This is a genomic window from Nocardia sp. 852002-20019_SCH5090214, from assembly GCF_001665865.1.
In the GTDB taxonomy this organism is placed as follows: Bacteria; Actinomycetota; Actinomycetes; order Mycobacteriales; family Mycobacteriaceae; genus Nocardia; species Nocardia nova.
Window position 1 is genome coordinate 1 of record NZ_LZMK01000412.1, and the last position, 22364, is coordinate 22364.

At 68.0% G+C, this 22364-nt stretch carries 18 protein-coding genes and 3 pseudogenes; 13 read left to right on the forward strand and 8 right to left on the reverse strand.

Annotation, left to right across the window (positions count from 1 at the left end):
• The 5 genes and pseudogenes from A5780_RS41520 to A5780_RS34530 form a co-directional block, all read left to right on the forward strand.
• A pseudogene (locus A5780_RS41520) lies at positions 1 to 233 on the forward strand (hypothetical protein); the annotation flags it as partial.
• Between the two features lie 182 nt (positions 234 to 415).
• Complete coding sequence (locus A5780_RS34515; protein WP_064911154.1) at positions 416 to 1807, forward strand: S1 family peptidase; 1392 nt, start codon at positions 416 to 418, stop codon at positions 1805 to 1807.
• Positions 1808 to 1973: 166 nt separating this feature from the next.
• On the forward strand, positions 1974 to 3320 hold the full coding sequence (locus A5780_RS34520; RefSeq protein ID WP_063019369.1) for a S1 family peptidase: 1347 nt from the start codon (positions 1974 to 1976) through the stop codon (positions 3318 to 3320).
• Positions 3321 to 3460: 140 nt separating this feature from the next.
• The gene (locus tag A5780_RS34525; RefSeq protein ID WP_063019371.1) at positions 3461 to 3682 is read left to right on the forward strand and encodes a hypothetical protein; all 222 of its coding nucleotides are present in this window, start codon (positions 3461 to 3463) and stop codon (positions 3680 to 3682) included.
• A gap of 139 nt (positions 3683 to 3821) precedes the next feature.
• Positions 3822 to 4712, forward strand: coding sequence for an NRDE family protein (locus A5780_RS34530; protein WP_064911155.1), 891 nt, complete (start codon positions 3822 to 3824; stop codon positions 4710 to 4712).
• 88 nt (positions 4713 to 4800) lie between these two features.
• Here A5780_RS34530 and A5780_RS34535 read toward each other — a convergent pair whose 3' ends face one another.
• Positions 4801 to 5568: a hypothetical protein gene (locus A5780_RS34535; protein WP_227463074.1), complete on the reverse strand. Its 768-nt coding sequence runs from the start codon at positions 5566 to 5568 to the stop codon at positions 4801 to 4803.
• A gap of 549 nt (positions 5569 to 6117) precedes the next feature.
• Between A5780_RS34535 and A5780_RS34540 the strand changes: the two genes are divergently transcribed.
• A complete protein-coding gene (locus A5780_RS34540; protein WP_064911163.1) occupies positions 6118 to 9309 on the forward strand; it encodes a (Fe-S)-binding protein in 3192 nt (1063 codons plus the stop codon).
• A gap of 163 nt (positions 9310 to 9472) precedes the next feature.
• On the opposite strand, the gene A5780_RS34545 is transcribed toward A5780_RS34540, so the two are convergent.
• From A5780_RS34545 to A5780_RS34555, 3 genes are all read right to left on the reverse strand, one after another.
• On the reverse strand, positions 9473 to 10150 hold the full coding sequence (locus A5780_RS34545; protein WP_030514312.1) for a hypothetical protein: 678 nt from the start codon (positions 10148 to 10150) through the stop codon (positions 9473 to 9475).
• Between the two features lie 233 nt (positions 10151 to 10383).
• A complete protein-coding gene (locus tag A5780_RS34550; protein WP_064911156.1) occupies positions 10384 to 11052 on the reverse strand; it encodes a hypothetical protein in 669 nt (222 codons plus the stop codon).
• Between the two features lie 153 nt (positions 11053 to 11205).
• Positions 11206 to 11655 (reverse strand): hypothetical protein, encoded by a 450-nt coding sequence (locus A5780_RS34555; RefSeq protein WP_064903397.1) that lies wholly within the window; start codon positions 11653 to 11655, stop codon positions 11206 to 11208.
• 268 nt (positions 11656 to 11923) lie between these two features.
• On the opposite strand from A5780_RS34555, the gene A5780_RS34560 reads away from it, so the two are divergent.
• The 3 genes and pseudogenes from A5780_RS34560 to A5780_RS34570 form a co-directional block, all read left to right on the forward strand.
• Complete coding sequence (locus A5780_RS34560) at positions 11924 to 13261, forward strand: hypothetical protein (protein WP_082856777.1); 1338 nt, start codon at positions 11924 to 11926, stop codon at positions 13259 to 13261.
• 92 nt (positions 13262 to 13353) lie between these two features.
• Positions 13354 to 14613, forward strand: coding sequence for an aminotransferase class I/II-fold pyridoxal phosphate-dependent enzyme (locus tag A5780_RS34565; protein WP_036523778.1), 1260 nt, complete (start codon positions 13354 to 13356; stop codon positions 14611 to 14613).
• Between the two features lie 385 nt (positions 14614 to 14998).
• Positions 14999 to 16222 (forward strand): annotated as a pseudogene (locus A5780_RS34570) (YibE/F family protein); the annotation flags it as partial.
• 575 nt (positions 16223 to 16797) lie between these two features.
• Here A5780_RS34570 and A5780_RS34575 read toward each other — a convergent pair.
• Both A5780_RS34575 and A5780_RS34580 read right to left on the reverse strand, forming a co-directional pair.
• Entirely contained in the window at positions 16798 to 18000 is a 1203-nt protein-coding gene (locus A5780_RS34575) for an MFS transporter (RefSeq protein ID WP_064911157.1), read from the reverse strand.
• Positions 18001 to 18102: 102 nt separating this feature from the next.
• Positions 18103 to 18693: a TetR/AcrR family transcriptional regulator gene (locus A5780_RS34580; protein ID WP_064911158.1), complete on the reverse strand. Its 591-nt coding sequence runs from the start codon at positions 18691 to 18693 to the stop codon at positions 18103 to 18105.
• Between the two features lie 68 nt (positions 18694 to 18761).
• Here A5780_RS34580 and A5780_RS34585 point away from each other — a divergent pair, with 68 nt between their 5' ends.
• Positions 18762 to 19601 carry an SDR family oxidoreductase gene (locus A5780_RS34585; protein WP_064911159.1) on the forward strand — a complete coding sequence of 280 codons (840 nt, stop codon included), beginning with the start codon at positions 18762 to 18764 and terminating at the stop codon, positions 19599 to 19601.
• 127 nt (positions 19602 to 19728) lie between these two features.
• Positions 19729 to 20157 (forward strand): hypothetical protein, encoded by a 429-nt coding sequence (locus A5780_RS34590; protein ID WP_064907133.1) that lies wholly within the window; start codon positions 19729 to 19731, stop codon positions 20155 to 20157.
• A gap of 87 nt (positions 20158 to 20244) precedes the next feature.
• Here A5780_RS34590 and A5780_RS34595 read toward each other — a convergent pair whose 3' ends face one another.
• Positions 20245 to 20937, reverse strand: coding sequence for a metalloregulator ArsR/SmtB family transcription factor (locus tag A5780_RS34595; protein WP_064911160.1), 693 nt, complete (start codon positions 20935 to 20937; stop codon positions 20245 to 20247).
• Positions 20938 to 21071: 134 nt separating this feature from the next.
• On the opposite strand from A5780_RS34595, the gene A5780_RS34600 reads away from it, so the two are divergent.
• Entirely contained in the window at positions 21072 to 21596 is a 525-nt protein-coding gene (locus A5780_RS34600) for a DUF2231 domain-containing protein (protein ID WP_030514301.1), read from the forward strand.
• 28 nt (positions 21597 to 21624) lie between these two features.
• Entirely contained in the window at positions 21625 to 22056 is a 432-nt protein-coding gene (locus A5780_RS34605; protein ID WP_064911161.1) for a hypothetical protein, read from the forward strand.
• A gap of 26 nt (positions 22057 to 22082) precedes the next feature.
• Here A5780_RS34605 and A5780_RS34610 read toward each other — a convergent pair.
• Positions 22083 to 22364, reverse strand: a pseudogene (locus tag A5780_RS34610) (dethiobiotin synthetase); the annotation flags it as partial.

The window sequence follows — 22364 nt, forward strand, 5'->3', positions numbered from 1 at the left end:
GCGCGGCCGTGGGCCGGGAGCCGGTGCGGACCGTGCGGGCCAGTTTCAGCAGGGCTGTCGCGGTGGCCGGATCGCCGCCGCCCACGCCGACCGTGACTCCGACGCCGACCACGCCGCCGGGGACCACCACGTGGCAACGGCCCACGACCACTCCGCGCACCACCACGACCACGCCCAACGGTCTGGAACCGGTGCCCGGATTGCCGCTGCCGCCGGGCCTGCAGTTCTCCTAGTCACCGACTCCGTGATGATTTCGTAGCGAAACTCACGCCGTTGTGCCCTAAAGTGATGCGCTGACCGGTCGTTCCGGACGTCGCACCGGGCGAGCGGTCTGTTTGATGGTCGAGGGCTGTTGCCACCCAATGGTTTACCGCCCACGGGTGGCCGGCACGTATGTGCCTGACGAAGGGACTCCATGCGCAAGTTGGCGGCGCGTCGCGCCACGGTCGGACGCGCCTCGGTGGCACGCGCGTCGGTGAAAACTGCTGCTGTCGCCCTCGCTTCGACTCTGCTTCTCGGCCCGTGGATCGCCACATCGCCCGCGCTCGCCGATCCGGCGCCGGCCCAGTCGGCGGCCGACACGCTGCCGCCCGAACTGGTGCAGGCCATCGGCCGCGATCTGAAGATGTCGCCCGCGGAGTATCTGGACCGTGCCGCCCGTGCCCAGCAGTTGCGCGACTACGCCCGCGAATTCCGCTCCTCACACCCGCAGGCTTTCGCCGGGGCGTGGCTCGGCGCCGACGGCAAGCCGGTGATGGCGGTGACCTCGCTCGACGCCGCGCGCATCGCCAACTCCGCCGGATATCAGACTCGCCTGGCGCCGATTTCGGCCGACAATCTGGAGAGCTCGCTCGACCAGCTGGTCAAGTGGATCGGCGGGCTGCCGCGGGAACTGTCGGCCGGGATCAATTCGGTCGCCATCGATTTCCTGAACAGCCAGCTGGTGCTGAGCGTCGCGAACACCCCGGCCGGTCACCTGCTGAACCTTCCGACCCTGATCGCCAACGTCAAGGTCGTGCTCTCGCCCGACGGCGGCGGCCCGGTCGAGCACCGACCGATGGCGGGCGACACCTACATCAGCGCTCCTACCTCCCTCGACGATTCCGCCCTGAAGTCGGTGGACGTCTGCTCCTTCGGCTTCAACAGCATCGACGCCGCCGGGAACGCGCTGAATATCAGTGCCGGACACTGTGATCCGAACGTGGGCAAGGGCAACTCCGAGGCCGGGGTCTACCTGCCGAACGTGCGCAACCTGAAGGCCAGCCCACAGTTCGGCACCTTCGTGAAGGCGCAGCTGGGCGGCAGCACCGGACTGGACTACTCGGTGATCAAGCTCAACGAGCGGGCGATCACCGCCGGTATGGACCAGCCCTCGGTGCGTGGCGGCAACGGCACCACCCTCACACTGACCGGAACCGCCGAACCGATCACCGGCGCCCCGATCTGCAAGTCGGGGCAGTCGTCCACCTTCACCTGCGGGTTCGTGGTGGCCGACCGGGTCGAGACGGCGCTGTTCACCGCCGAGGGCGAATCGAAGACCGTGCGCGGCTTCGCCAGCTCGGCGTGCACGCTCGGTGGCGACAGCGGCGGGGCGATCGTCTCGGGCACCCTCGCCCTGGGCATCACCAGCGGTTCCAACGCCGCCGACGCACCCGATTGCAAGGCCGCCAACATGGATCTGGCGCAGTACGGCGGCACCGCCACGCTGGGCATCCCGATCCGGCAGATCCTCAGCGATATCGACGCCAATTCCGGTGGCGGCCTGGGCGCCGGCATCACGGTGCGTACGCGCCCGAACGCGGGCTGACGATCCTTCCACTGCGCCGAGGGGCACGTCCGCCGGAGCGGACGTGCCCCTCGGCGCGATACGGACCGGGTGAACAGCGGGTATCGATTTCCGGTATGCCCGGTGTGAGTTCGGCCAAAGTCCGCGACAAGTAGGCATAGCCGCGCAAACCCCATATAGTCGCCTCATGCTCCTGCCACGCATCCGACTTTCGTCCGCCGCGGGACGTGCCCCGCGCACCCGCCTCCGCAGCGCGGCCGTCGCCGCCTCGGCGGCGGTTCTGGTTCTCGGGCCGCTCGCGGCGACCTCGTCCGCGGACCCCGCGCCCGCCCCGGCCCCGAACCTGCCTGCCGATCTCGTCGCGGCCGTGCAGCGCGACCTGAAGATCTCGCCGGAGGAGTACCTGCACCGCGCCGATGTGGCGCAGCACGTGGCGGCCTTCACGGCCACCGCGCAGCGTCAGTTCCCGCAGGCGTTCGCGGGCGCGTGGCTCGACGACGCCGGCAAGGCCGTGGTGGCGCTGGCCCCGGGCCAGGGCCTCGACGAGGCGAAGAAGGCCGCTCAGGACGCCGGATTCGGCGTGAAGGACGTGGCCAAGAGCCAGACCGTGCTGCGCAGCGAGAAGAACGCCTTCCAGCAGTGGCTCTCGGGCCAGCCCGAGGCCGTCGTGCAGGCCGTGCGCGGCGTCGTGATCGATACCGTCAACAACAGCATCGCGGTGCGCGTGGACAAGGCCGGCGTGCCGATGCCGGGCTTCGTCGACCCGGCGCACGTGATCGTGATGGCCGCTCCCCCGGTCGGCCCGCCGGAGTCCGACGCGCAGGTGAAGCCGGTTGCCGGTGAGCAGCCCAACGCTCCCCGCGCCGGCGGAGACGCCTACGCCTCGGTGGCCGGCAAGATGCAGCTGGTCTGCTCCACCGGCTTCAACGGTGAGGACCGCAACGGCAACCCCGTGAACATCACTGCCGGACACTGCGATCCGAACATTCCGGCCGCCGGTACCGCGAACGCGCCGGGCATGTTCGAGCTGCTGCCGGGCAACCACATCGGCGCCCAGCTGGGCTCGTTCCAGAAGTCGATCCTGGGCAACCAGGACTACTCGATCGTCTCGATCGATGGCGGCAGCCGGGATCGCTTCGCCAACAACCTGGTCCGGGTCCCCGGTGCCGCGCCGATCGCGATCACCGGTGTGGCCGATCCCGTCGTCGGCGCCCCGGTCTGCAAGTCGGGTTCGCGCACCGGCTTCAGCTGCGGCGTGGTCAACGCCGTGGATCAGACCGTGCAGGTCGGTGACCGTGACCTGACCCAGGCCTTCTCGGCGAACATCTGTGCGCTGCCGGGTGATTCGGGCGGCCCGATCGTCACCGGCACCATGGCCCTGGGCATCTCCAGCGCCTCCTCGGTGGCCGACTACCCGATCTGCGAGATCCCGAACCTGATCGGCGCCCTGACCGGTGACGCGCCCCAGCTGTTCGCGCAGCCGGTGAACCAGGTGCTCTCCGACAACCCGGGTCTGCGGGTTCGCACCAACTGAGCGCTTCGAGCATCGTCGAAGGCCCGGCAGCAATGCCGGGCTTTCGTCGTATCCGGGGCGGGAACCGGTGTGCCCCGAGCATTCGGGGCAGCGCAATTCGGGGATCCTTCTCCGCGCTGCCGGATGGAAGGATCGCACGCATGTTCACAACGAAGCTTTTCGCCGCCGGTTTGCTCTGCGCCACTTCACTTCTCGTCGCCGCCCCCATCGCATCGGCGACGACCGCCACGCCGGTAGCCGCGTCCGATACCGCCGGTCTGTCCTCCGGCAGCAGCCAGATCAACCTCGGCTGCCTGCTGGACACCCTGTCGGGCGGCGGACGGACCGCGGACTGCAATCCGCCCACCATCCCGGTCGGCTGATCGCCACGAGGAGGCGCCTCGTCGGCAGCACCGAGCCCACCGTGGCTCGCGCCGACGGGGCGCCTTCGCGCGCCGGTGACGAGACTCGGTGGCTGCGGCCGCGATAGTGCCGGCACAGCGGCTGGGGCATGCTGGAGTTATGTGTCTGGTGTTGATCGGGTGGCGCGCGCATCCGGAGTATCGGCTGATCGTGGCGGGCAATCGCGACGAGTTCTACACGCGCCCAACCGAATCGATGCGCTGGTGGCCGGAGCGGCCGAACCTGCTGGCCGGGCGTGATCTCGGAGCTCCGGACGGCGTGCCGGGCACCTGGCTGGGGATCGTCCCCGAGGCCGGCCGGTTCGCGACCGTCACCAATGTGCGCGGCCCGAACGAGAGGCGCACCGATGCCCGCTCCCGCGGCGCCCTGCTGATGGACTATCTGACCGCCTCCACTGCCCCGGAGAAGTTCGTTCGTACCACCGCGGCCGATCTGGACGACTACAACGGCTACAACCTGGTGGTCTCCGATCTGGAGACGCTGTGGTGGCAGAGCAATCGCAGCGAGGCCACTCCGCTGGCCCTCCCGCCGGGAGTACACGGGCTGTCCAATGCCGCCCTCCTCGGTTCGACCCTTCCCGGTTCCGAACGGACGGCAGGCATCGCGGATGGTCGGACCGCGGAGAGCGAGGGCACCGGAGACGACACCGTGCACACCGACACCGGCGCCACAGCGTGGCCGAAGGTGCGCGACGGCGTGCGCGCGCTGAGCGCGATAGTCGGTTCGCCCGCTGTCGAGGACTACTTCGACGTCCTGGCCGACCCCACCATCGCACCCGACGCCGAACTACCGCACACCGGATTGTCGCCGGATCAGGAACGCTCGGTATCGGCCCGCTTCGTCGCCAACGACTGGCACGGAACCCGCTGCAGCACAGTCCTCCTGGTCCGCGAGGACGGACGTTTCGAGATCGCCGAACGGTCCTTCGCCGAATTCGGCACACCGCTCGGCGAGGTGAGCTACACCGGGCGGCTGCGGTTCGCGGACTGACCGGCACAACGACAACGGCCCGCCTTCCGTGCGGAAGACGGGCCGTACACGTCCAGGAGCCGGCCGATGACCGGCTCCGCGCCGCGAACTACTTCGGCTGGTTGGCCTGCTGCGCCTGGCCGCTGGCCGCCGCCATGGCCGCATCCGACCACTGGGTGGTGCCGTCGGCGGCCTGCATGGTGTTGACGAGCTCGACGCCCGCCGCGACCAGAGCAGGGCCGCCCACCGCGACGGTGCCCACGATGCCGCCGACGCCGGCGCCGGTCACCAGACCCGGGATGCAGCCGGCGACGATCGTCACGACACAACCGATCGCGGCGCCGATGGCGGTACCGACGAAACCACCGATCGCGGTCGCCAGACCGAACTTGGTGGCGAAGTCGCTCATCGCGCGCTGGTTCTCGATCGGCGAGGCGACATCCTTGGCGACCAGAACCGGCTTATCGGCCTGGATCGGCGCCTGCTGGTCGACCTTCGTGTCCGCGACCGCGGCCACGGGGGCGGCGGCGACCGGCTTGGTCAGGTCGACGTTGGCGGGCTTGTCCGGCGTCAGCTCGAGTACCGTGCCGTTGTCTTTGAGCACCGGCTTGATCGGAATCTGAACGCCCGCGATCCGGTAGTCGATCGGCATCTCCAGGGCGACATTGCCGGCCTGGTCCTTGATGTCGACGACCTGCTGCTTCTGGTCGGGAGTCGCGCCGTGCTTCTCCACGAGCTCGAACGTGCCGTTCTTGAGCTTGGTGACGACAGTCTTGTCGACCAGTTTGGTGGAGTAGTCGATCCCCGGCTTGGCGTCGGCGGCCGGGGCCGGGGCTGGTGCAGGGTCGGCGTTGGCAGTTCCCAACGCCACGGTCATTGCGCCGATGACCATAGCGGCGACCGCAGTACCTCTGCGGAGCTTCATTCGGTTTCCAATCCGTCATCAGGGTTTGCCGCACGCAACTTCTCCGCGAGAGCCCACGCATCCATCAGGCCATCAACCCCGACTTCAAACCTGACGGACCTCCCCGAGCAGTGTGAAGGTGCACACAGCAAGCAGGACGAGGTGAGCTTAGTCGAATACCCCGACCGAAAGCGAGAATTGTTATGTGCCCTAACAATTAACGCGGAATTCCACAACGGTTCGCCTTCGCGGCGAGTAAGCCTGTCCTGGCTTGAGCACCGGATTTGCCGGGATTTACCGTGTCAGACGACCGCGCCCACGCCAAAACCGCAGGACAACACGTGAGAACGGTCACACCCCCAGTACGGTTGGACCCCACAACCTGGGATAGACCACTCGTGCATCATACGATGGACAGATAAGTTACCGGCGGGTAACTTACTGCCCGTTACGATACGAGCAACCGACGGCGACCCCAGCCCGGTCGCCGGAATGCTCGTGGAACCGAAGGAAGGTCGCGACATGAATGCCCTGACAGTGACGCTGGGCACGATTGGAGCGGTGCTCAGCCTGGTGTGCTGGGCGTCGTTCATCGGCGGCGCGTGGAAGATCTTCAGCGCGATCAGGGTCGGTCAGCCGGCACCCGATCGTTGGCGGCCGTTCTTCCCACGCCTCAAGACGATGCTGGTCGAGTTCATCGCCCATACCCGCATGAACAAGTTCCGCACCGTCGGCTGGGCGCACTGGCTGGTGATGATCGGCTTCATCACCGGCGCCATCCTCTGGTTCGAGGCGTACGGGCAGACGTTCGACCCCGAATTCCATTGGCCGATCATCGGCAACTGGGGTGTGTACCACTTCTGGGACGAGCTGATGGGCATCGGAACGGTGGTCGGCATCCTGACGCTGATCACCATTCGCCAGCTCAATCACCCGCGGATCCCGCAGCGCCTCTCGCGCTTCAGCGGTTCGAAGTTCGGGCCCGCCTATGTGATCGAAGCGATCGTGCTGATGGAAGGCCTCGGCATGATCTTCGTCAAGGCCGGCAAGATCGCGCTGAACGGCGAGGGCAACCCCGCGACCGACTTCTTCACGATGCGGGTCGCCGAATTGCTGCCCGCCAACGCGACGATGGTGTCGATCTTCGCCTTCATCAAGCTGATGTCGGGTATGGCATTCCTCTATTACGTCGGTCGCAACATCACCTGGGGTGTGGCGTGGCACCGGTTCTCCGCCTTCTTCAACATCTACTTCAAGCGTGAGGACGACGGCGGCGTCGCCCTGGGTGCGGCCAAGCCGATGATGTCCAAGGGCCGCGCCCTGGATATGGAGAACGTCGACCCCGATACCGACACCCTCGGCGCCGGGCGGATCGAGGACTTCTCCTGGAAGGGCTGGCTGGACTTCACCACCTGCACCGAATGCGGTCGCTGCCAGAGCCAGTGCCCGGCGTGGAACACCGGTAAACCGCTCTCGCCGAAGCTGCTGATCATGTCGCTGCGCGACCACGGTGCGGCCAAGGCGCCCTACCTGCTCGCCGGTGGCCGTAAGGATATGGGCGGCGACGAGGTCGGCCTGGTCGACGCCGAGGGCAAGCCGAACGAGGCCGCGCTGGCGAAGATCTCGGAGGCGGCCAAGGCCGAGGCCGAGCGTCCGCTGGTCGGTGGCGAGGATGTCAACGGCATCATCGACCCCGAGGTGCTGTGGTCCTGCACCACCTGTGGCGCCTGTGTCGAGCAGTGCCCGGTGGATATCGAGCACGTCGACCACATCATCGATATGCGTCGCTACCAGGTTCTGATCGAATCGGAATTCCCCTCCGAGCTGGCCGGTCTGTTCAAGAATCTGGAGAACAAGGGCAACCCCTGGGGCCAGAACGCCAAGGATCGCTTGAACTGGATGTCGGAGCTGGACTTCGATATTCCGGTATTCGGCCAGGACGCCGAGAGTTTCGACGGATACGAATATCTGTTCTGGGTCGGCTGTGCCGGTGCCTACGAGGACCGTGCCAAGAAGACCACCAAGGCCGTCGCCGAACTGCTCGCCACGGCCGGCGTGAAATTCATGGTGCTGGGTGCGGAGGAAACCTGTACCGGTGACTCGGCTCGCCGCGCGGGTAACGAATTCCTGTTCCAGCAGTTGGCGATGCAGAACATCGAGACGCTGAATTCGGTCTTCGAGGGCGTGGAGCCGTCGAAGAAGAAGATCGTCGTCACCTGTGCGCACTGCTTCAACGCGCTCAACAACGAGTATCCGCAGGTGGGCGGCACCTACGAGGTCGTGCACCACACGCAGCTGCTGAACCGGCTGGTGCGGCAGCGCAAGCTCGTTCAGGTGAAGCCGGTGTCGGAGAAGGTCACCTATCACGACCCCTGCTACCTGGGCCGGCACAACAAGATCTACAACGCGCCGCGTGAGCTGATGGCCGCCTCCGGTGCGAAGGTCAGCGAGATGCCGCGCCACGGCGAGCGTTCGATGTGCTGTGGCGCCGGTGGTGCCCGCATGTGGATGGAGGAACAACTCGGAAAGCGAGTCAACCTCGACCGGACCGACGAGGCGCTGGCCACCCTGGACGGCGGTAACTCGCCGTCGCTGATCGCCACCGGCTGCCCCTTCTGCCGCGTGATGCTCACCGACGGTGTGACCGCGCGCAAGGATTCCGGCGAGGTCGGCCAGGGCGTCGAGGTCGTGGACGTGGCGCAGCTGATGCTGCAGTCGATCGACCGGGTCGAGCCCGCGGCGCTGTCGGAGAACCTGAAGGTGGTTCAGCAGCCCAAGGCTCCCGAACCGGTCGCCGAAGCCGCGGCCGCACCGGCCGCCGAGGCCGCCGTTGCCGAAGCCGCGGTCACCGAGGCGGAGGCGCCTGCCGAGCAGGCCGCCCCGGCCGCCGGTAAGGGCCTGGCGATGAAGGGTGGCGGTAAGGCACCCGGCGGCAAGGGCCTGGCCATGAAGGGCGCGGCGAAAGCACCGGGCGCCAAGGCGACGCCGGAGCCCGAGGCCGCCGAGGCGAGCGCGGAAGCGCCCGCCGCCAAGCCGGGTGGTCTGGCCATGAAGGGCGCCGCCAAGGCACCCGGCGGCAAGGGCCTGGCCATGAAGGGCGCGGCGAAAGCACCGGGCGCCAAGGCAACTCCGAAGCCCGCCGAGGCCCCCGCGGCAGAGGCGTCCGCAGCCGAGGCTCCGGCAGCACCGACCGCCAAGCCCGGCGGCCTGGCCATGAAGGGTGCCGCGAAGGCACCCGGCGGCAAGGGCCTCGCCATGAAGGGCAAGGCGAAGGCTCCGGGCGCCAAGCCCGCTAGCGAAGCCCCGGCCGAGGCGCCCGCTTCGGAGGCGCCCGCGGAACCGGCCGAGTCGGCTCCGACCGCCACGTCCACCGGCCCCACCGAAACCAAACCGACGGTGGCGCCGAAGGGTCTGGCGATGAAGTCCGGCTTCAAGCGCCCCGGCCCCAAGGCCCCGGGCACCGCCGCGCCCGCCGCTTCCGAATCCGCCCCGGCGGCAAAGGAATCCGGTAACGGCGCGGCACCGGCCGACGCGGCCGGCGGCGAAGCAGCCGAGACCGAGGCTCCGGCGACCGAGTCGGCTCCCGCACCGGAGGCACCGGCGGCCTCTACCGAATCCGCCGACAGCGGCAACGGTGAGGTCCAGCCTCCGACCGCCAAGCCGGGTGGCCTGGGCTTCAAGTCCGGAGCGAAGGCCCCGGGCCGCAAGAAGTAGTTCGCCTCACCGCACGGGGGCGCTGCCGACACCGGCAGCGCCCCCGTGTCGTTTCCGGCACTACCGGCCTGCGAATCGGAGCATCCACGGATAGCGGCGGGTTCGCCGCAACGCCGAAGGCCGGCCGCTGCGCGAGCGACCGGCCTTCGATGGTGTGTAACTCCTAGTTGCCCGCGGAGTCCTTGGCCCACTTGCTGGTTCCCGGGGCGGCCTGCAGGGTGTTGATCAGGTCCATACCCGCGATGCCGAGTGCGGGGCCACCGACGGCGATGGTGCCGAGGATGCCGCCGACGCCGGCGCCGGCGATCGCGGCGGGGATGCAGCCCACGCCGAGCAGCGGCAGGCCCAGGATGCAGCCGGTGATTCCGCCGACCACGACGCCGATCGCGGTGCCGACGAATCCGCCCACGGCCGTGGCGAGTCCGAACTGGGTGGAGAAGTCGTTCATCGCGCGCTGGTTCTCGAGCGGCGACGCGATCGACTGGACGGTGACCGGATGGTCGGTGGTCATCGTCTTCTGCGGCGTCAGTTCGAGGACGGTGCCGTCGTTCTTCACCACCGGCTTCACCGGAACGGCGACATCGTCGACGCGCACATCGGTGGGCAGCGAAACCACGGTGGCGCCGTGGGAATCGGTGACGGAGTACGACTTCTCGTCCTGCGCCAGCCGGAAGGTCCCCCCTTGCAAGGTCGTCACGACCGTCTTGTCCACGAGTTTGACCGAGTACCTGATCCCGGTCTGCTCCGGCGTGGGAGCCGGGTCGGCGTGGGCGGTGGTCAGCCCGGCGGTCAGTGCGCCGATCGTCAGCGCGGAGGCCGCGGTGAGGCTGCGGAGATTCATCGATACTTCCATTCCGTCATCGAATCTCGGCGCCCGCCCCCTCGACGAGCGCCGTCACACCTGCGGGTTTGCGGTGAATTCGCTTCGAGCTCACCACTTTCGGCCACGCAAGCGGGTCGATGTTACGCGCATGCCCACCAGCGGAGGAGCCCCCAGTACTGGGGGCCCTCACAAGGCACTGTGCCGCGAATCGGGTTGCGGCACAGTCGGACCGCGGTCGGCCGGAACCGGACCTACTTGTCGTCGGCCCACTTGGTCGTACCCGGCGCGGCCGACAGGGTGCCGATCATGTCCAATCCGGTGATCGCCAGCGCGGGACCGCCGATCGCGATCGTGCCCAGGATGCCACCGATACCGGCGCCGGCGACCGCGGCCGGAATGCACCCGACACCCAGCAGCGGCAAACCCAGGATGCAGCCGGTGACACCGCCGATGATGGCGCCGACAGCGGTACCCAGGAAGGTGCCGACGGCGGTCGCGACGCCGAAATTGGTTTCGAAGTCGTTCATCGCGCGATGGTTCTCCAGCGGCGAGGCGATCGGTTGTACGGTGACCGGCTTGTCGACGGTGACGGTGCGCTGCGGCGTCAACTCGAGGACGGTGCCGTCGTTCTTGACCACCGGTGTCACCGGCACCTCGGTCCCGGCGACGCGCACCTCGGTCGGCAGTGAGACCACGGTGGCGCCGTGGGGATCGGTGATGGCGTAGGACTTGCCGTCCGCGGCGATCCGGAAGGTGCCGCCCTGCAGGGTGGTCACCACGGTCTTGTCGACGAGTCTCATGGAGTACTTGATCGCCGCCGGTTGGGGTGCGGCGGCCGGTTCGGCGTGCGCGGCCGTAGTTCCGGCGGTGACGGCGCCGACGACCAGTGCGGATATCGCGGTAAGGCGCTGGAGCTTCATCCGGCAATCTTAAACGTCAACATGTCACAAATGGGTCAAATCTGAAGAAGGACTGTTCCGGATGTGATGGTATCCACGTTCCGAATCCGGGTCCGCCCCCGACAGGCAACGAGGCGGACCCGGATCGGCAGCGGCGAGGACCGGTCTGCGGGTTCAGTCCTCGCCGCCTCTTCCCACCGCCAGCGCCGTCGTGACGACTATCGAAAGGGGTGGAAGTTCCAGGTCGGGCCCCGGCGGCACGATCCAGTGACAACCCTCGCGGGTCCATCGACCCAGGCTGGTGGGCATCATGGTCTCGCCGCCGTCGGCCGGGATGCCGATATCGAGACGCTGCAGAATCTCCGCGATCTGCCCACCGGGCCGGCTGTCGGGAAATACGAGAAAGCTCCAGCGCGCGCGCCGGGCCAGCACCGGCCCGCACCCGCCGTGTTCGGTCAGCGATCGGCACACCGCTTCGGCGCGGTCGGCCGGCAGATGCACGACACCGACGGCGCCGGTCACCGGCAGCGTGACGAATCCCCCACGCTGGATACATGTCAGACCGGCGTGATGCCGATAGAACATCACCCAATCGTCGGCGGTTCTGAGCTTCTCGACGTTCACAGTTTCCCGACCTTCACGGCGACTCTCTCGATATCTTCAAGGCTCCCGCCACTGCGACGTCCCCGAAACGCCCCCACACGCGCCCTGCACTGCCCTTTCACTGCCCAAACCGCCGGGACCAGCCAATTCCCCTGTACCAGCTCGGTTTCGGTTGTGGCCGTGATCACCGTCCGCTCGTACTCTGGAGACCAGTTCGCGCGGAAGGGATGACATCGTGGTCCGGCAGTGGTCAGGTAAGGAAGCCCGCGCCCTCCGCGATGCCAAACGCATGAGCATCAGGGAGTTCGCGGCCCATCTCGGTGTACACGAACGCCTGGTGTCGAAATGGGAGGCTGGCGGTGCCCGGGTGCATCCGCGCCCGGTCAACCAGGCCGCGCTGGACACATCACTCGCCAGGTCCGACGAAGTCGTGCGGGCACGGTTCGCGGCCATGATCGATCAGCCCGTCATCGATCGGCCGGAACCGGAATTCGAGGTGCGTCAAGGTCATTCGACGCGCAGCAAGTATTCGAGCGACGCGGAACTTTTGGCACTCGTAGACGCAGGTGCGATGAGAGGTGATGCGTTAGCCGAGATTTCGGAGAGGGATCTGATCATGGCGGCTGCCCACGAAGCCAGCGAGCACGCCGGTCGCGCCGAGGCGAGTAACGTCGGCGCCTCCGCGCTGGAACAGCTCGACGCCGATGCCACCCGCATCGCCAGAGAGTATGTCCACGTGCCGCCGGTTCCGATGATGGTGGAGATGCTGCGGGTGCGCCGGCGGGTGTACCGGCTGCTCGAAGGCCACCAGAAGCCCGCGGACACAAGCCATTTGTATCTGCTGGCCGGAACGCTGTCGGGTCTGCTGGCCAACGCCAGTACCGATCTCGGACATCTCGACGCCGCCGGAGAACAGGCCCGTGCGGCCTGGGCCTATGCGGAACTGTGCGGCCACAACGGATTACGCGCGTGGACGCGCGGCATGCAGGCGCTGATCGAATACTGGTCCGAGCGGCCGCGCCGGGCGGTGGCACTCGCGCAGAACGGTCAGCAGTACGCCGACTCGGTGACCGCGAAGGTCCGGCTGCACAACATCGAGGCGCGCATCTGGTCCAAACTCGGCAGCGCCGCGGACGCCGAACGCTGCATCCGCGCCGCCGAGGCCGCACGCGCGGGCACCGGCACCGACGAACTGCACGACGAGACCGGCGGTGTCTTCGGCTTCCCGGAGGCCAAGAGTCATTACTACGCCGGCGCCACCTACATCCATCTCGGCCAGGCCGAACCGGCCCTGGCCGAAACCCAGCGCACCATCGAGTTGTACAGCGGCGGCCCTCGCGAACAGCGGTCGTACGGAGCCGAGGCGCTCGCGCGGGTCGACAACGCAGCGGCCCAGCTGATCAACGGCAGTCTCGACGGCGCCGGCGACGCACTGAGTCCGGTACTCGAACTCTCCGAGGATCGCCGCATCGCCCAACTCGAGGAGCGGCTCACCGGACTGCGCCGTCGCATCGCCACTCCCCGCTTCCGCGACGCGGTCGAGGCGCGCCGTCTGGACGAACGGATCGAGGAGTTCTGCGGCACCACGGTCGCCACCGGGATGCTGCCGGCCAATCCGCCGACCTGAGCGGCGGGCGCGCCGGCCCCGATGTGACCGGCGCAACGCCGATACAGCGCGGGGGCGATGCCTCGGATATGCAGTTGCGGGGCGGTGGCACCATTGAACAGGTGAGCCCTACCAGTCAGTCACCGCATCAGCCGCCCCGGATTCTGGAGCAGTCCCTGAAGCTCCAGAACGTTCTCTACGAAATCCGTGGGCCGGTGCACGCACATGCGGCACGACTGGAGGCCGAGGGCCATCGCATCCTGAAGCTGAACATCGGCAACCCGGCGCCGTTCGGTTTCGACGCCCCCGATGTGATCATGCGCGACATGATCGCCGCGCTGCCGTACGCGCAGGGCTACTCCGAATCCAAGGGCATCCTGCCCGCGCGCCGCGCGATCGTGACCCGGTACGAGCTGGTCCCCGGCTTCCCCGAATTCGACGTGGACGACGTCTACCTGGGCAACGGCGTCTCCGAACTGATCACGATGACGATGCAGGCGCTGCTCGACAGCGGCGACGAGGTGCTCATCCCCGCACCGGACTATCCGCTGTGGACCGCCATGACCAGTCTCGCCGGCGGCACCGCCGTGCACTACCTGTGCGACGAGTCCAACGGCTGGCAGCCGGATGTGGCCGATATCGAATCGAAGATCACCGACAAGACCAAGGCCCTGCTGGTGATCAACCCGAACAACCCCACCGGCGCGGTGTACTCGTCGGAGGTGCTGCAGCAGCTGGTGGACCTCGCTCGTAAACATCAGCTGTTGCTGCTCGCCGACGAGATCTACGACAAGATCCTCTACGACGACACCAAGCACATCTCGCTCGCCAGCCTGGCTCCCGACCTGCTGTGCCTCACCTTCAACGGCCTCTCCAAGGCCTATCGCGTGGCCGGATACCGGTCCGGCTGGCTGGTCATCACCGGCCCCAAGGAACACGCGGCCGGATTCCTCGAGGGCATCGACCTGCTGGCCTCCACCCGGCTGTGCCCGAACGTGCCCGCTCAGCACGCGATTCAGGTGGCGCTCGGCGGCTACCAGAGCATCGAGGATCTGATCCTGCCCGGCGGGCGGCTGCTCGAGCAGCGCGATGTGGCGTGGGAGAAGCTCAATATGATCCCCGGCGTCTCGTGCGTGAAGCCGAAGGGCGCGCTGTACGCGTTCCCGCGGCTGGATCCCGAGGTGCACGACATCCACGACGACGGAAAACTGGTGCTCGACCTGCTGCTTCAGGAGAAGATCCTGATGGTGCAGGGCACCGGCTTCAACTGGCCGCAGCACGATCACCTGCGCATCGTGACGCTGCCGTGGGCCCGGGATCTGGCCGTGGCGATCGAGCGCTTCGGCAATTTCCTCTCCAGCTACCGCCAGTAGTCGGGGCCGGGACGTGCCAAAACAAACCGGGAGTTTGGAAAAGTAGGTTTTTGAAGACTTTACTGGCGCAAACTTCGAACTTTTGTGTACAGTAGTCCTCGGCACTCACAGTGCCCGGCCGAGCCGCCTACCCCCCCTGGGCCGCTCGGCCCTGGATTCGACCGCCTACCCCCCCTGGGCCGTCGGATCCCTTTCGGGCGGCGGAGAGCAGGGGGATGTCTCCGCCGCCCGCTCCCCCGCCTCCCCGCTGTACCGCCTCTCCGCGTTTGCGTGATCAGGTGTGCGGTTGTTCTTTGAGGCTGAAGCGGGCGCGTGAATCCGGCCAAAGCACGCGGAGACGTAGTACGCGCTGCTGTTGAAAATAAGTTCCTTTAAGCTCCCTGCGGTGAGCGAGCATCATCATCACCATCATGACCATTCCGGGCCCATTGCTATCGGGGCTACGGCGGCTCGGGTGGTGGTGGGGGTGCTCACCGCGATCGGGGTGATCGTCGTGATCGCCATGATCTGGTTGTGGCCCAGTCGGCAGCATGTGGATATTCCGTTGCCGATGCAGAACGGTGGCGGCGGGGCGGTGCAGACCGAGGCCGGGACCGTGGCGATGCAGGATATGGGGCCGTGCGGGAGTCCGTCGAACGGGCGCGCGTTTCCCGATACTCCGCAACCACCGCCGACCAATGCCTACACCTGCCAGCGCAGTCTGGTCTCGATCGAATCGGGGCCGAACAAAGGCAGCCGTACGCTGCTCGAAATCGCGCCGGGGCCGGGACAACCCGATTTGCATGCCGGAGACCACATTCGGCTGGTTCGCCAGGACGACCCGAGCGGAACCACCATCTATTCCTTCGACGACTATTCGCGCGGCATGCCCCTGCTGCTGATCACGCTCGTCTTCGTGGTGGTGATCGTCGCGGTGGCGCGGTGGCGCGGTTTGCGCGCCGTGCTCGGCCTGGTGTTCGCCTTCGGGGTGCTGGTCGTATTCCTGCTGCCCGCACTGCTCGACGGGAAGCCCGCGCTGCCGGTTGCCCTCGTCTCGGGAGCGCTGATTCTCTACGCGGTCCTCTATCTGGCGCACGGCGTCAATCTGCGGACCAGTTCGGCGCTGCTGGGCACACTGAGCGCGATGGTGCTCGCGGCGGTGCTGTCGTGGGTCGCGCTGGAGGTGACGAATCTGACCGGATTGTCCGAGGAGCAGAACACCAACGTCGCCACCTATATCCAGCACGTCAGCATTACCGGCCTGCTGCTCGCGGGCTTCATCATCGGCTCCCTCGGTGTGCTCAACGACGTCACCATCACCCAGGCCTCGGCCGCTTTCGAACTCGCCGCACTCGACGAAGAGGCAACGCGGCGTGAGGTTTTCGCGGCCGCCATGCGCGTCGGCCGCGACCACATCGCCAGCACGGTGTACACCCTGGTCCTGGCCTACGCCGGCGGCGCGCTGCCGTTGCTGCTGATGTTCTCCGTCGCCGGGCGCTCCATCAGCGACGTGCTCACCGGTGATGCGGTGGCCATCGAAATCACCCGATCCGCGGTCGGCGGCATCTGCCTCGCACTGTCGGTGCCCTTGACCACCGCCATCGCGGTCCTGCTGGCCCGCCCCTTCGGGCAACGCGCCGGCTTCGACGACTACGAGCCCGAACCCGAACCCCGCCGTGCCGTTGCCACGGGCCGGCGCCGGGCGGAGAGTGCGGCCGAGACCACCGGCAGCCACCGCCGCGTCGCCGCGCGTGACGAGACCGCAGGAAGTCGGCGCGTGCAGGGCCGGGAGAACAGGGCCGGTCACGACCACATCGACCACCGCGGTGGACCGAATACGGGCAGTCATCGCCGCGTCGAAGGGCGTCCGGCCGAGCCGCCCACCCGTCGCCGCACCGCCACCTCGCCCGATGCGACCGGGGGCCGACGCCGCGCCGACACCGGCGGCCACCGGCGCATCGACGATCCCCGGGCCGATACGGGCAGTCACCGGCGCATCGATGATCGCCGGACCGATACGGGCAGTCACCGGCGTATCGACGGCCGCACCGGAGAGCCCACCGGCGGCCACCGGCGCGTCCCGTCCGGCCGCCCTCACGACGACCCCCGGCCGAGCTGGCCCACCCGGCCACCGCGACCGGATGCCGACCCATACCCCCGCAACGATCCCCCGCCGCGCAACCGATCCTCTTGGCCCACAACGGGTTACGGGGATTGATCGACGCGCTTTCGACTACCGGCGGTGAGGGTACCTGCCGCCGCGATCGCCAGCGCTGCTATCACCGCCGTAACAGCCCATCCGAACCAGCTCACCGCGGCCGCACCGAAGGCGGTGCCGGCGCTGCCCCCGACGAAATACACGACCATGTAGGCGCTGTTGAACCGGGCGGGTGAGCCCGGGTCGATGGCCAGCACCGTGCTCTGATTGGCGACCTGCGCCGCGAACAGGCCCGCGTCGAACAGACCGAGACAGAGCAGGGCGAGCACCGTATTCGACAGGGCGACAGCGAGTATCACCGCGGCTGTACCGGCGACGACGAGACCCACCAGGATCACACGACGCGCCCCCACCCGATCCGTCCACGCTCCCGCGATGCGCGTCGCGGCGACACCGGCCAGTCCGGCGAACGCGTACAAGCCGATTCGCTCGGACGAGTAGGAGAACGGAGGCTGTGACAAGGCCGCCGCGAGACCGCCCCACACCGTGCAGAAGGCGAAGAACCACAAGGTGCCGCGAAGGGCCGCCGACCCCAGCGACGGACAGCGGGTGAACAGTCCCGGCAGCCCGCGCAGCATCGCCAGATATCCGGAGGCGACCGGGGCGGTTGCGGCGGGCAGCACGACCCGGGTCGCCGCCGCGAGCACCACACACGCCGCCGCGAAGACGAGCAGCATGCCCCGCCAGCCGATGAGGTCGGTGAGCCAACCGCCGACGATTCGCCCGGCCAGAATTCCGGCCGATATCCCCGCCGTCACGGTTCCCAGCACCGTCGCACGCCGGCTCGGTTCCGCGAAACGCCCTGCCACCGAGCTCATCTGGGCTCCCACCGAAGAGGCCGCACCGATCAGGCCGATCACCGGGCCGAGCAACCACACCGCCCCGGCCGCGGCGCCGATCGCCGAGGCCGCGGCGAGCGCGGCGAACTGCAGCGACACCACTGTCCGAGGTGGATACCGGTCCACCAGCGGAACCAGGAGGGCGAGCCCCAGCAGATAGCCGACCGGCCCGCACGCCAGCGCTATCCCCATTTCCGCGACCGACGCGTGCAGCGATCCCGCCACCGCCGCGATCCCCGGCTGCAGTACGTACATGGTCGCGGTGCCGAGCCCGGCCGCCACCGCCATCAGTCCGACGACGGCCGTGCGCAGGACCGGAGCACGGGTGTCGATCAGCAGGTCGTTGTCCATGAACACGACGCTAGGAATCGGTCCCGGCCGGTGCTGGCGCTAATCGGACGCGACCGTCGACGCTTCCCGAGAGAACCGGACGGCCAACTCGTTCAGCGTCGTTCAGTCCGGGAGGAGGCCCATCGCGGTCAGAATTCGGTCCGCATAGCCGGAATCGATGGTCTCCCCACTGACCAGCAGCCGGTAATAGAGGGCGCCGTAGATCAGATCGATGGCAGTGTCGGGGTCGAGACCTGCGGGAAGGCGGCCGGCGGATCGGGCGTCGGCGAGGAGCTCACCCACCTCGGCCCGCCGCCCGGCGATGAACCGATCTCGCAGCGCCGCAGCCAATTCCGGATCGTGCTGCGCGGCGGCGACCAGGGCTACGAAAGGACGTCGCGCGTCGGGATCGCTCATCAAGGTCGCCACGCGGCGGACCGTGGTGCGCAGACGGGTCAGGGCATCCCCCTCGGCGGGGACGCTCATCCGGTCCGCGAAGGCGTCGGTGAACGCATCCATCAGGACGGCCGCCTTGGTGGGCCACCAGCGGTAGATGGTGTTTTTGCTGACTCCGGCGCGGGCGGCGATCTCGTCCGCACTCAGGCCCGGCAGGCCGCGGTCGGTCAGCAGGTCGCGGGCCGCCTCCAGCACCGCGCGCCTGGATCGTTCACTGCGCGGCCGGCCCGGACCGCGCGACTGTTTCACCTCGACCATGGCGCAAGTCTAACCTTTTGGATACGATACGAGCAGTATCCTAATTAACCGCAGGTGAGGACATTGCGATGGCGACAGACAAGGTGTGGCTGATAACAGGGGCCTCCTCCGGATTCGGATTGGCACTGACTCGTGCGATCGCGTCCGCCGGGGGCCGGATCGCGGCGACGGCCCGCGACCCTCAGCGCGCGCAGGCCCTGCGGGAACTGGCGGACGAGCATCCCGGGCGAATCCTGGTGACCCCGCTGGACGTCACCGACGCCGAGCAGTCCCGGCAGGCGATCGCGCGCGCGAAGCAGGCCTTCGGCCGGATCGACGTGGTCGTGAACAACGCCGGCTACGGGGTGTTCGGTGCGCTCGAGGAGATTCCGGACAGCGAAGTGCGCGCGGTATTCGAAACCAATGTGTTCGGATCGCTCAACGTCGTGCGCGCCGCACTGCCGGTATTGCGCGAGCAGAAGGGCGGCCACCTCGTGCAGATCTCGTCGGTAGCCGGTGTGGCCGCGCCGTCGCCGGGCCTGGGCCTTTATGCCGCAACGAAATTCGCCGTCGAGGGCATGAACGAGGGGCTGCTCCGGGAGGTCGCCCATCTCGGCATCGATGTGACCATCGTCGAGCCCGGTATGTTCGGCACCGGTTTCGTTGCGTCGCTGGGGATTACGCCTGTCACGCATCCCGACTACGGCGCCAGTGTCCGAGCGGCCTTCGACCGTTTGTCTACCCTGGACCCGAGCGTCTACGGCGATCCCGACGATGCCGCGCAGCAGATCATCGCGGCCGTCGAATCGCCCACACCGCCGCTGCGGCTACCGATCGGCCGGGACGCGATCACCGCGATCCGCGCCGAACTGACCGCCGAACTCGCCGCCCTCGACGCGCTGGACAGCGCCGCGGCGGCCGGCCGCTGATGCCGCACCGGATCGCGACGCCTCCCCGCGGGTTCGATCGCGGGGTGGCAGGCGCGCGCGAATGCCGCTAAGGTCGGTGCGTTCCACCGGCACGGTGCCGGGGGAATCTTCAACGGGGGTGGGCCGCATGGCATTCCGTAAATCGACGATCCAGAAACAGCTGGCCGAGAAGCTGGTCGAATTCGCCCCGCCGGGTGAGCAGATGCAGCTCGCCTTCCAGGCGATCACCGGCCCGAGCCCGTGGGTGGACGACCTGCCCTACGTGCGGTTCGCGATGCTGTTCGTGCGCAAGTACTACTTCGTCGTGCTGACCAATACGTCGGTCGTCATCGTCGAGGCCAACAAGTGGACGGGCCGGCCCGCGAACCTGGTGTGCGCCGAGCATTTCAGCACGGCCATGTTCACGGAGATGAAGATCAACCCGCTGTGGTCGAAGGTGTACTACCGCATGCCGCACACCGGAGCCCCCGAGCGCCTCAACGTGCATCGCCGCTGGCGCGAGGAACTCGACGCACTGGTGTCGCGACTCCCGCAGTTGGCCAACCTGGCCGCCTGAGAGCAGATCGGCTCATCGTGATGGCCGGCCGAAGACTTCGCCGGCCATCACGCCCGGTTGCCGACCACAGCCTCGTCCCGCCCACACCTAGTGCGCGGGGCGGAGTTCCACGCAGCATTCGCCGGCGGTCGGCGCGAGTACCGCTTCGATCGCCTCGGCTTTCAGGCCCGTGAGCACCCCGCGCAGGTAGGCGTGGTTGAGGCCGCAGACCAGGCCGGGGGCTTGGGTGGAGAGGGGGTGGAAGGGGCAGTTGCGCAGGCGTAGGCAGTTCAGCGGGTCGCGGCTGGGTTCGAAGCCCTGGTCGGACAGGATCGCCTGCACCACCGTCAGGGCGCGCTCGACGCCGAGGCGGCCGGGGCGTAGGCGCTCGCGGGCGTTGTGGCCCAAGGCGTTTCCGCGTTCGGCCGCGACTCGTTCGGCGGCGTCGCGGGCCGTTTCGCCGGCACTCTCGGCCAGCACCGCATCCATCAGGATTTCGGCCAGCACTTCGTGGCGGCGTTCGGGGATGTTCACCCGCACCTCGGCGGCGGTGGGCTCGTACACCTTGGGAGCGCGGCCGACCCGGCGCAGGCCGCCGGTCTGTTCGTAACGCGCCTGGAGAAGTCCGGCGGCGACGAGTTTGTCCAGATGGAAGGCCGCCAGCTTCCGCGAGATCCCGACCTGTTCGGCCGCTTCGTCCCGAGTCACGGGCCGCCGGGCGCCGCGAATGAATCTGTACATGCCGCGCCGCAGGTCGTCATCGAGCACCGCGACCGCACCGATCGCCGAATCGCTGGTCATTCGACCACAATAACGCCGAATCCATTGGGTCGAAAGATCGGTGGCATCGATTCACATGCGTTGTATTGACCACCGATACAGTTTCGCCAATACTTATTGGCGAAACTGAACCTCGACCGAGGGAGCGTGGAGCCATGGCCGGTGATGTCGCAGCCGGAGATATGGAGCAGGCCAAACAACCCGTCAGCGCCGCACTGGCCGGGCCGTACGGGCATCCGTTCCACCCGATCCTGGTGACGGTGCCGATCGGGGCGTGGGTCGCGAGCCTCGTCTTCGACATCGGCTCCCACATCGTCGACGACCCGCAGTTTCTCGCCCGCGGGGCCGAATGGCTGGTGGCGATCGGCGTGCTCGGCGCGTTGGCCGCCGCCTCGATCGGCTTTCTGGACCTGTTCGCCATCCCGTCCGGCACGCCCGCGTTCCGCACCGGGCTGATCCACATGAGCCTGAACCTGATCATCACCGTCGCCTATGCACTGAACTTCTGGTGGCGGACCGCGGCCGGCACCGATCGCGCGACACCCGTCGGGCCCCTGGTCTTGTCGATCGCATCCCTGCTCGTGCTGGGCATATCCGGATATCTCGGCGGCAAACTCGCCTACCGCTACGGCGTCCGGGTCGCCGGCGAAAGCACCCAGGCCACCGGCTACCGCCGCTGACCTTCCCTTCTCACACTCGGGAGTCATCATGGGCATCGCAGCTCTGATCCTCTGGCTGCTCACCGCGGGCGGAGGGTTCTTCCTGCTGGCCACCTGGATCGCCAAAGGCGGTGTGCGACAACCGGGTTCCAGTCATCTGCCGCCGCCGGTGGTCTTCGGGCACTTCCTGCTCGCCGTGGCCGGTCTGGTGGTGTGGATCGTCTATCTCGTGATCGACAACGACGCCTTGGCCTGGGTCGGATTCGGACTGCTGGTTCCGGTCGCGCTGCTCGGATTCGTGATGCTGTTGCGCTGGCTGCCCGTCTACCGCGCCCGCACCACCGGGCAGGTGGCCGCACCCGAGGCCGGGGATCCCGCCGAGCGGCATTTCCCGGTGGCGATCGTCGGCGGGCACGGCGTCCTGGCCGTCGCGACTCTCGTACTCGTGCTGCTCACGGCTCTCGGCGTCGGCGGGAGCTAGCTTCGCGCCCTGAGGCGAGCCCGGCGTCAGCCGGCGGGTCGAGCACCGGCCACGGCGAATGCGACCGCCTCGGCCGCATTCGCCGCCCGGTGACTCCCCTCGACGGTCTCGCCCTCCGCATCGAGGATCTGCCATCCGCCGATCGACACCACCGGCACGCCCCCACGTCGATTCGCCAGCGCCAGCTCCGACAGCGTTCCCCAGGAACCGCCCACCACGACCACCGCATCCGCCGACGAGATCAGAATCGCGTTCCGCGCCTCGCCCATATTCGTGTACAGGACGGCGGAGAGTCCGGCACACACACC

Coding starts and splice junctions, on each gene's coding strand:
- A5780_RS34585 (WP_064911159.1), top strand. CDS start 18,762: ATGGCGACAGACAAGGTGTGGCTGATAACAGGGGCCTCCTCCGGATTC.
- A5780_RS34525 (WP_063019371.1), top strand. CDS start 3,461: ATGTTCACAACGAAGCTTTTCGCCGCCGGTTTGCTCTGCGCCACTTCA.
- A5780_RS34575 (WP_064911157.1), bottom strand. CDS start 18,000: ATGGACAACGACCTGCTGATCGACACCCGTGCTCCGGTCCTGCGCACG.
- A5780_RS34515 (WP_064911154.1), top strand. CDS start 416: ATGCGCAAGTTGGCGGCGCGTCGCGCCACGGTCGGACGCGCCTCGGTG.
- A5780_RS34605 (WP_064911161.1), top strand. CDS start 21,625: ATGGGCATCGCAGCTCTGATCCTCTGGCTGCTCACCGCGGGCGGAGGG.
- A5780_RS34560 (WP_082856777.1), top strand. CDS start 11,924: ATGAGCATCAGGGAGTTCGCGGCCCATCTCGGTGTACACGAACGCCTG.
- A5780_RS34540 (WP_064911163.1), top strand. CDS start 6,118: ATGAATGCCCTGACAGTGACGCTGGGCACGATTGGAGCGGTGCTCAGC.
- A5780_RS34600 (WP_030514301.1), top strand. CDS start 21,072: ATGGCCGGTGATGTCGCAGCCGGAGATATGGAGCAGGCCAAACAACCC.
- A5780_RS34530 (WP_064911155.1), top strand. CDS start 3,822: ATGTGTCTGGTGTTGATCGGGTGGCGCGCGCATCCGGAGTATCGGCTG.
- A5780_RS34580 (WP_064911158.1), bottom strand. CDS start 18,693: ATGGTCGAGGTGAAACAGTCGCGCGGTCCGGGCCGGCCGCGCAGTGAA.
- A5780_RS34545 (WP_030514312.1), bottom strand. CDS start 10,150: ATGAATCTCCGCAGCCTCACCGCGGCCTCCGCGCTGACGATCGGCGCA.
- A5780_RS34535 (WP_227463074.1), bottom strand. CDS start 5,568: ATGACCGTGGCGTTGGGAACTGCCAACGCCGACCCTGCACCAGCCCCG.
- A5780_RS34595 (WP_064911160.1), bottom strand. CDS start 20,937: ATGACCAGCGATTCGGCGATCGGTGCGGTCGCGGTGCTCGATGACGAC.
- A5780_RS34590 (WP_064907133.1), top strand. CDS start 19,729: ATGGCATTCCGTAAATCGACGATCCAGAAACAGCTGGCCGAGAAGCTG.
- A5780_RS34520 (WP_063019369.1), top strand. CDS start 1,974: ATGCTCCTGCCACGCATCCGACTTTCGTCCGCCGCGGGACGTGCCCCG.
- A5780_RS34550 (WP_064911156.1), bottom strand. CDS start 11,052: ATGAAGCTCCAGCGCCTTACCGCGATATCCGCACTGGTCGTCGGCGCC.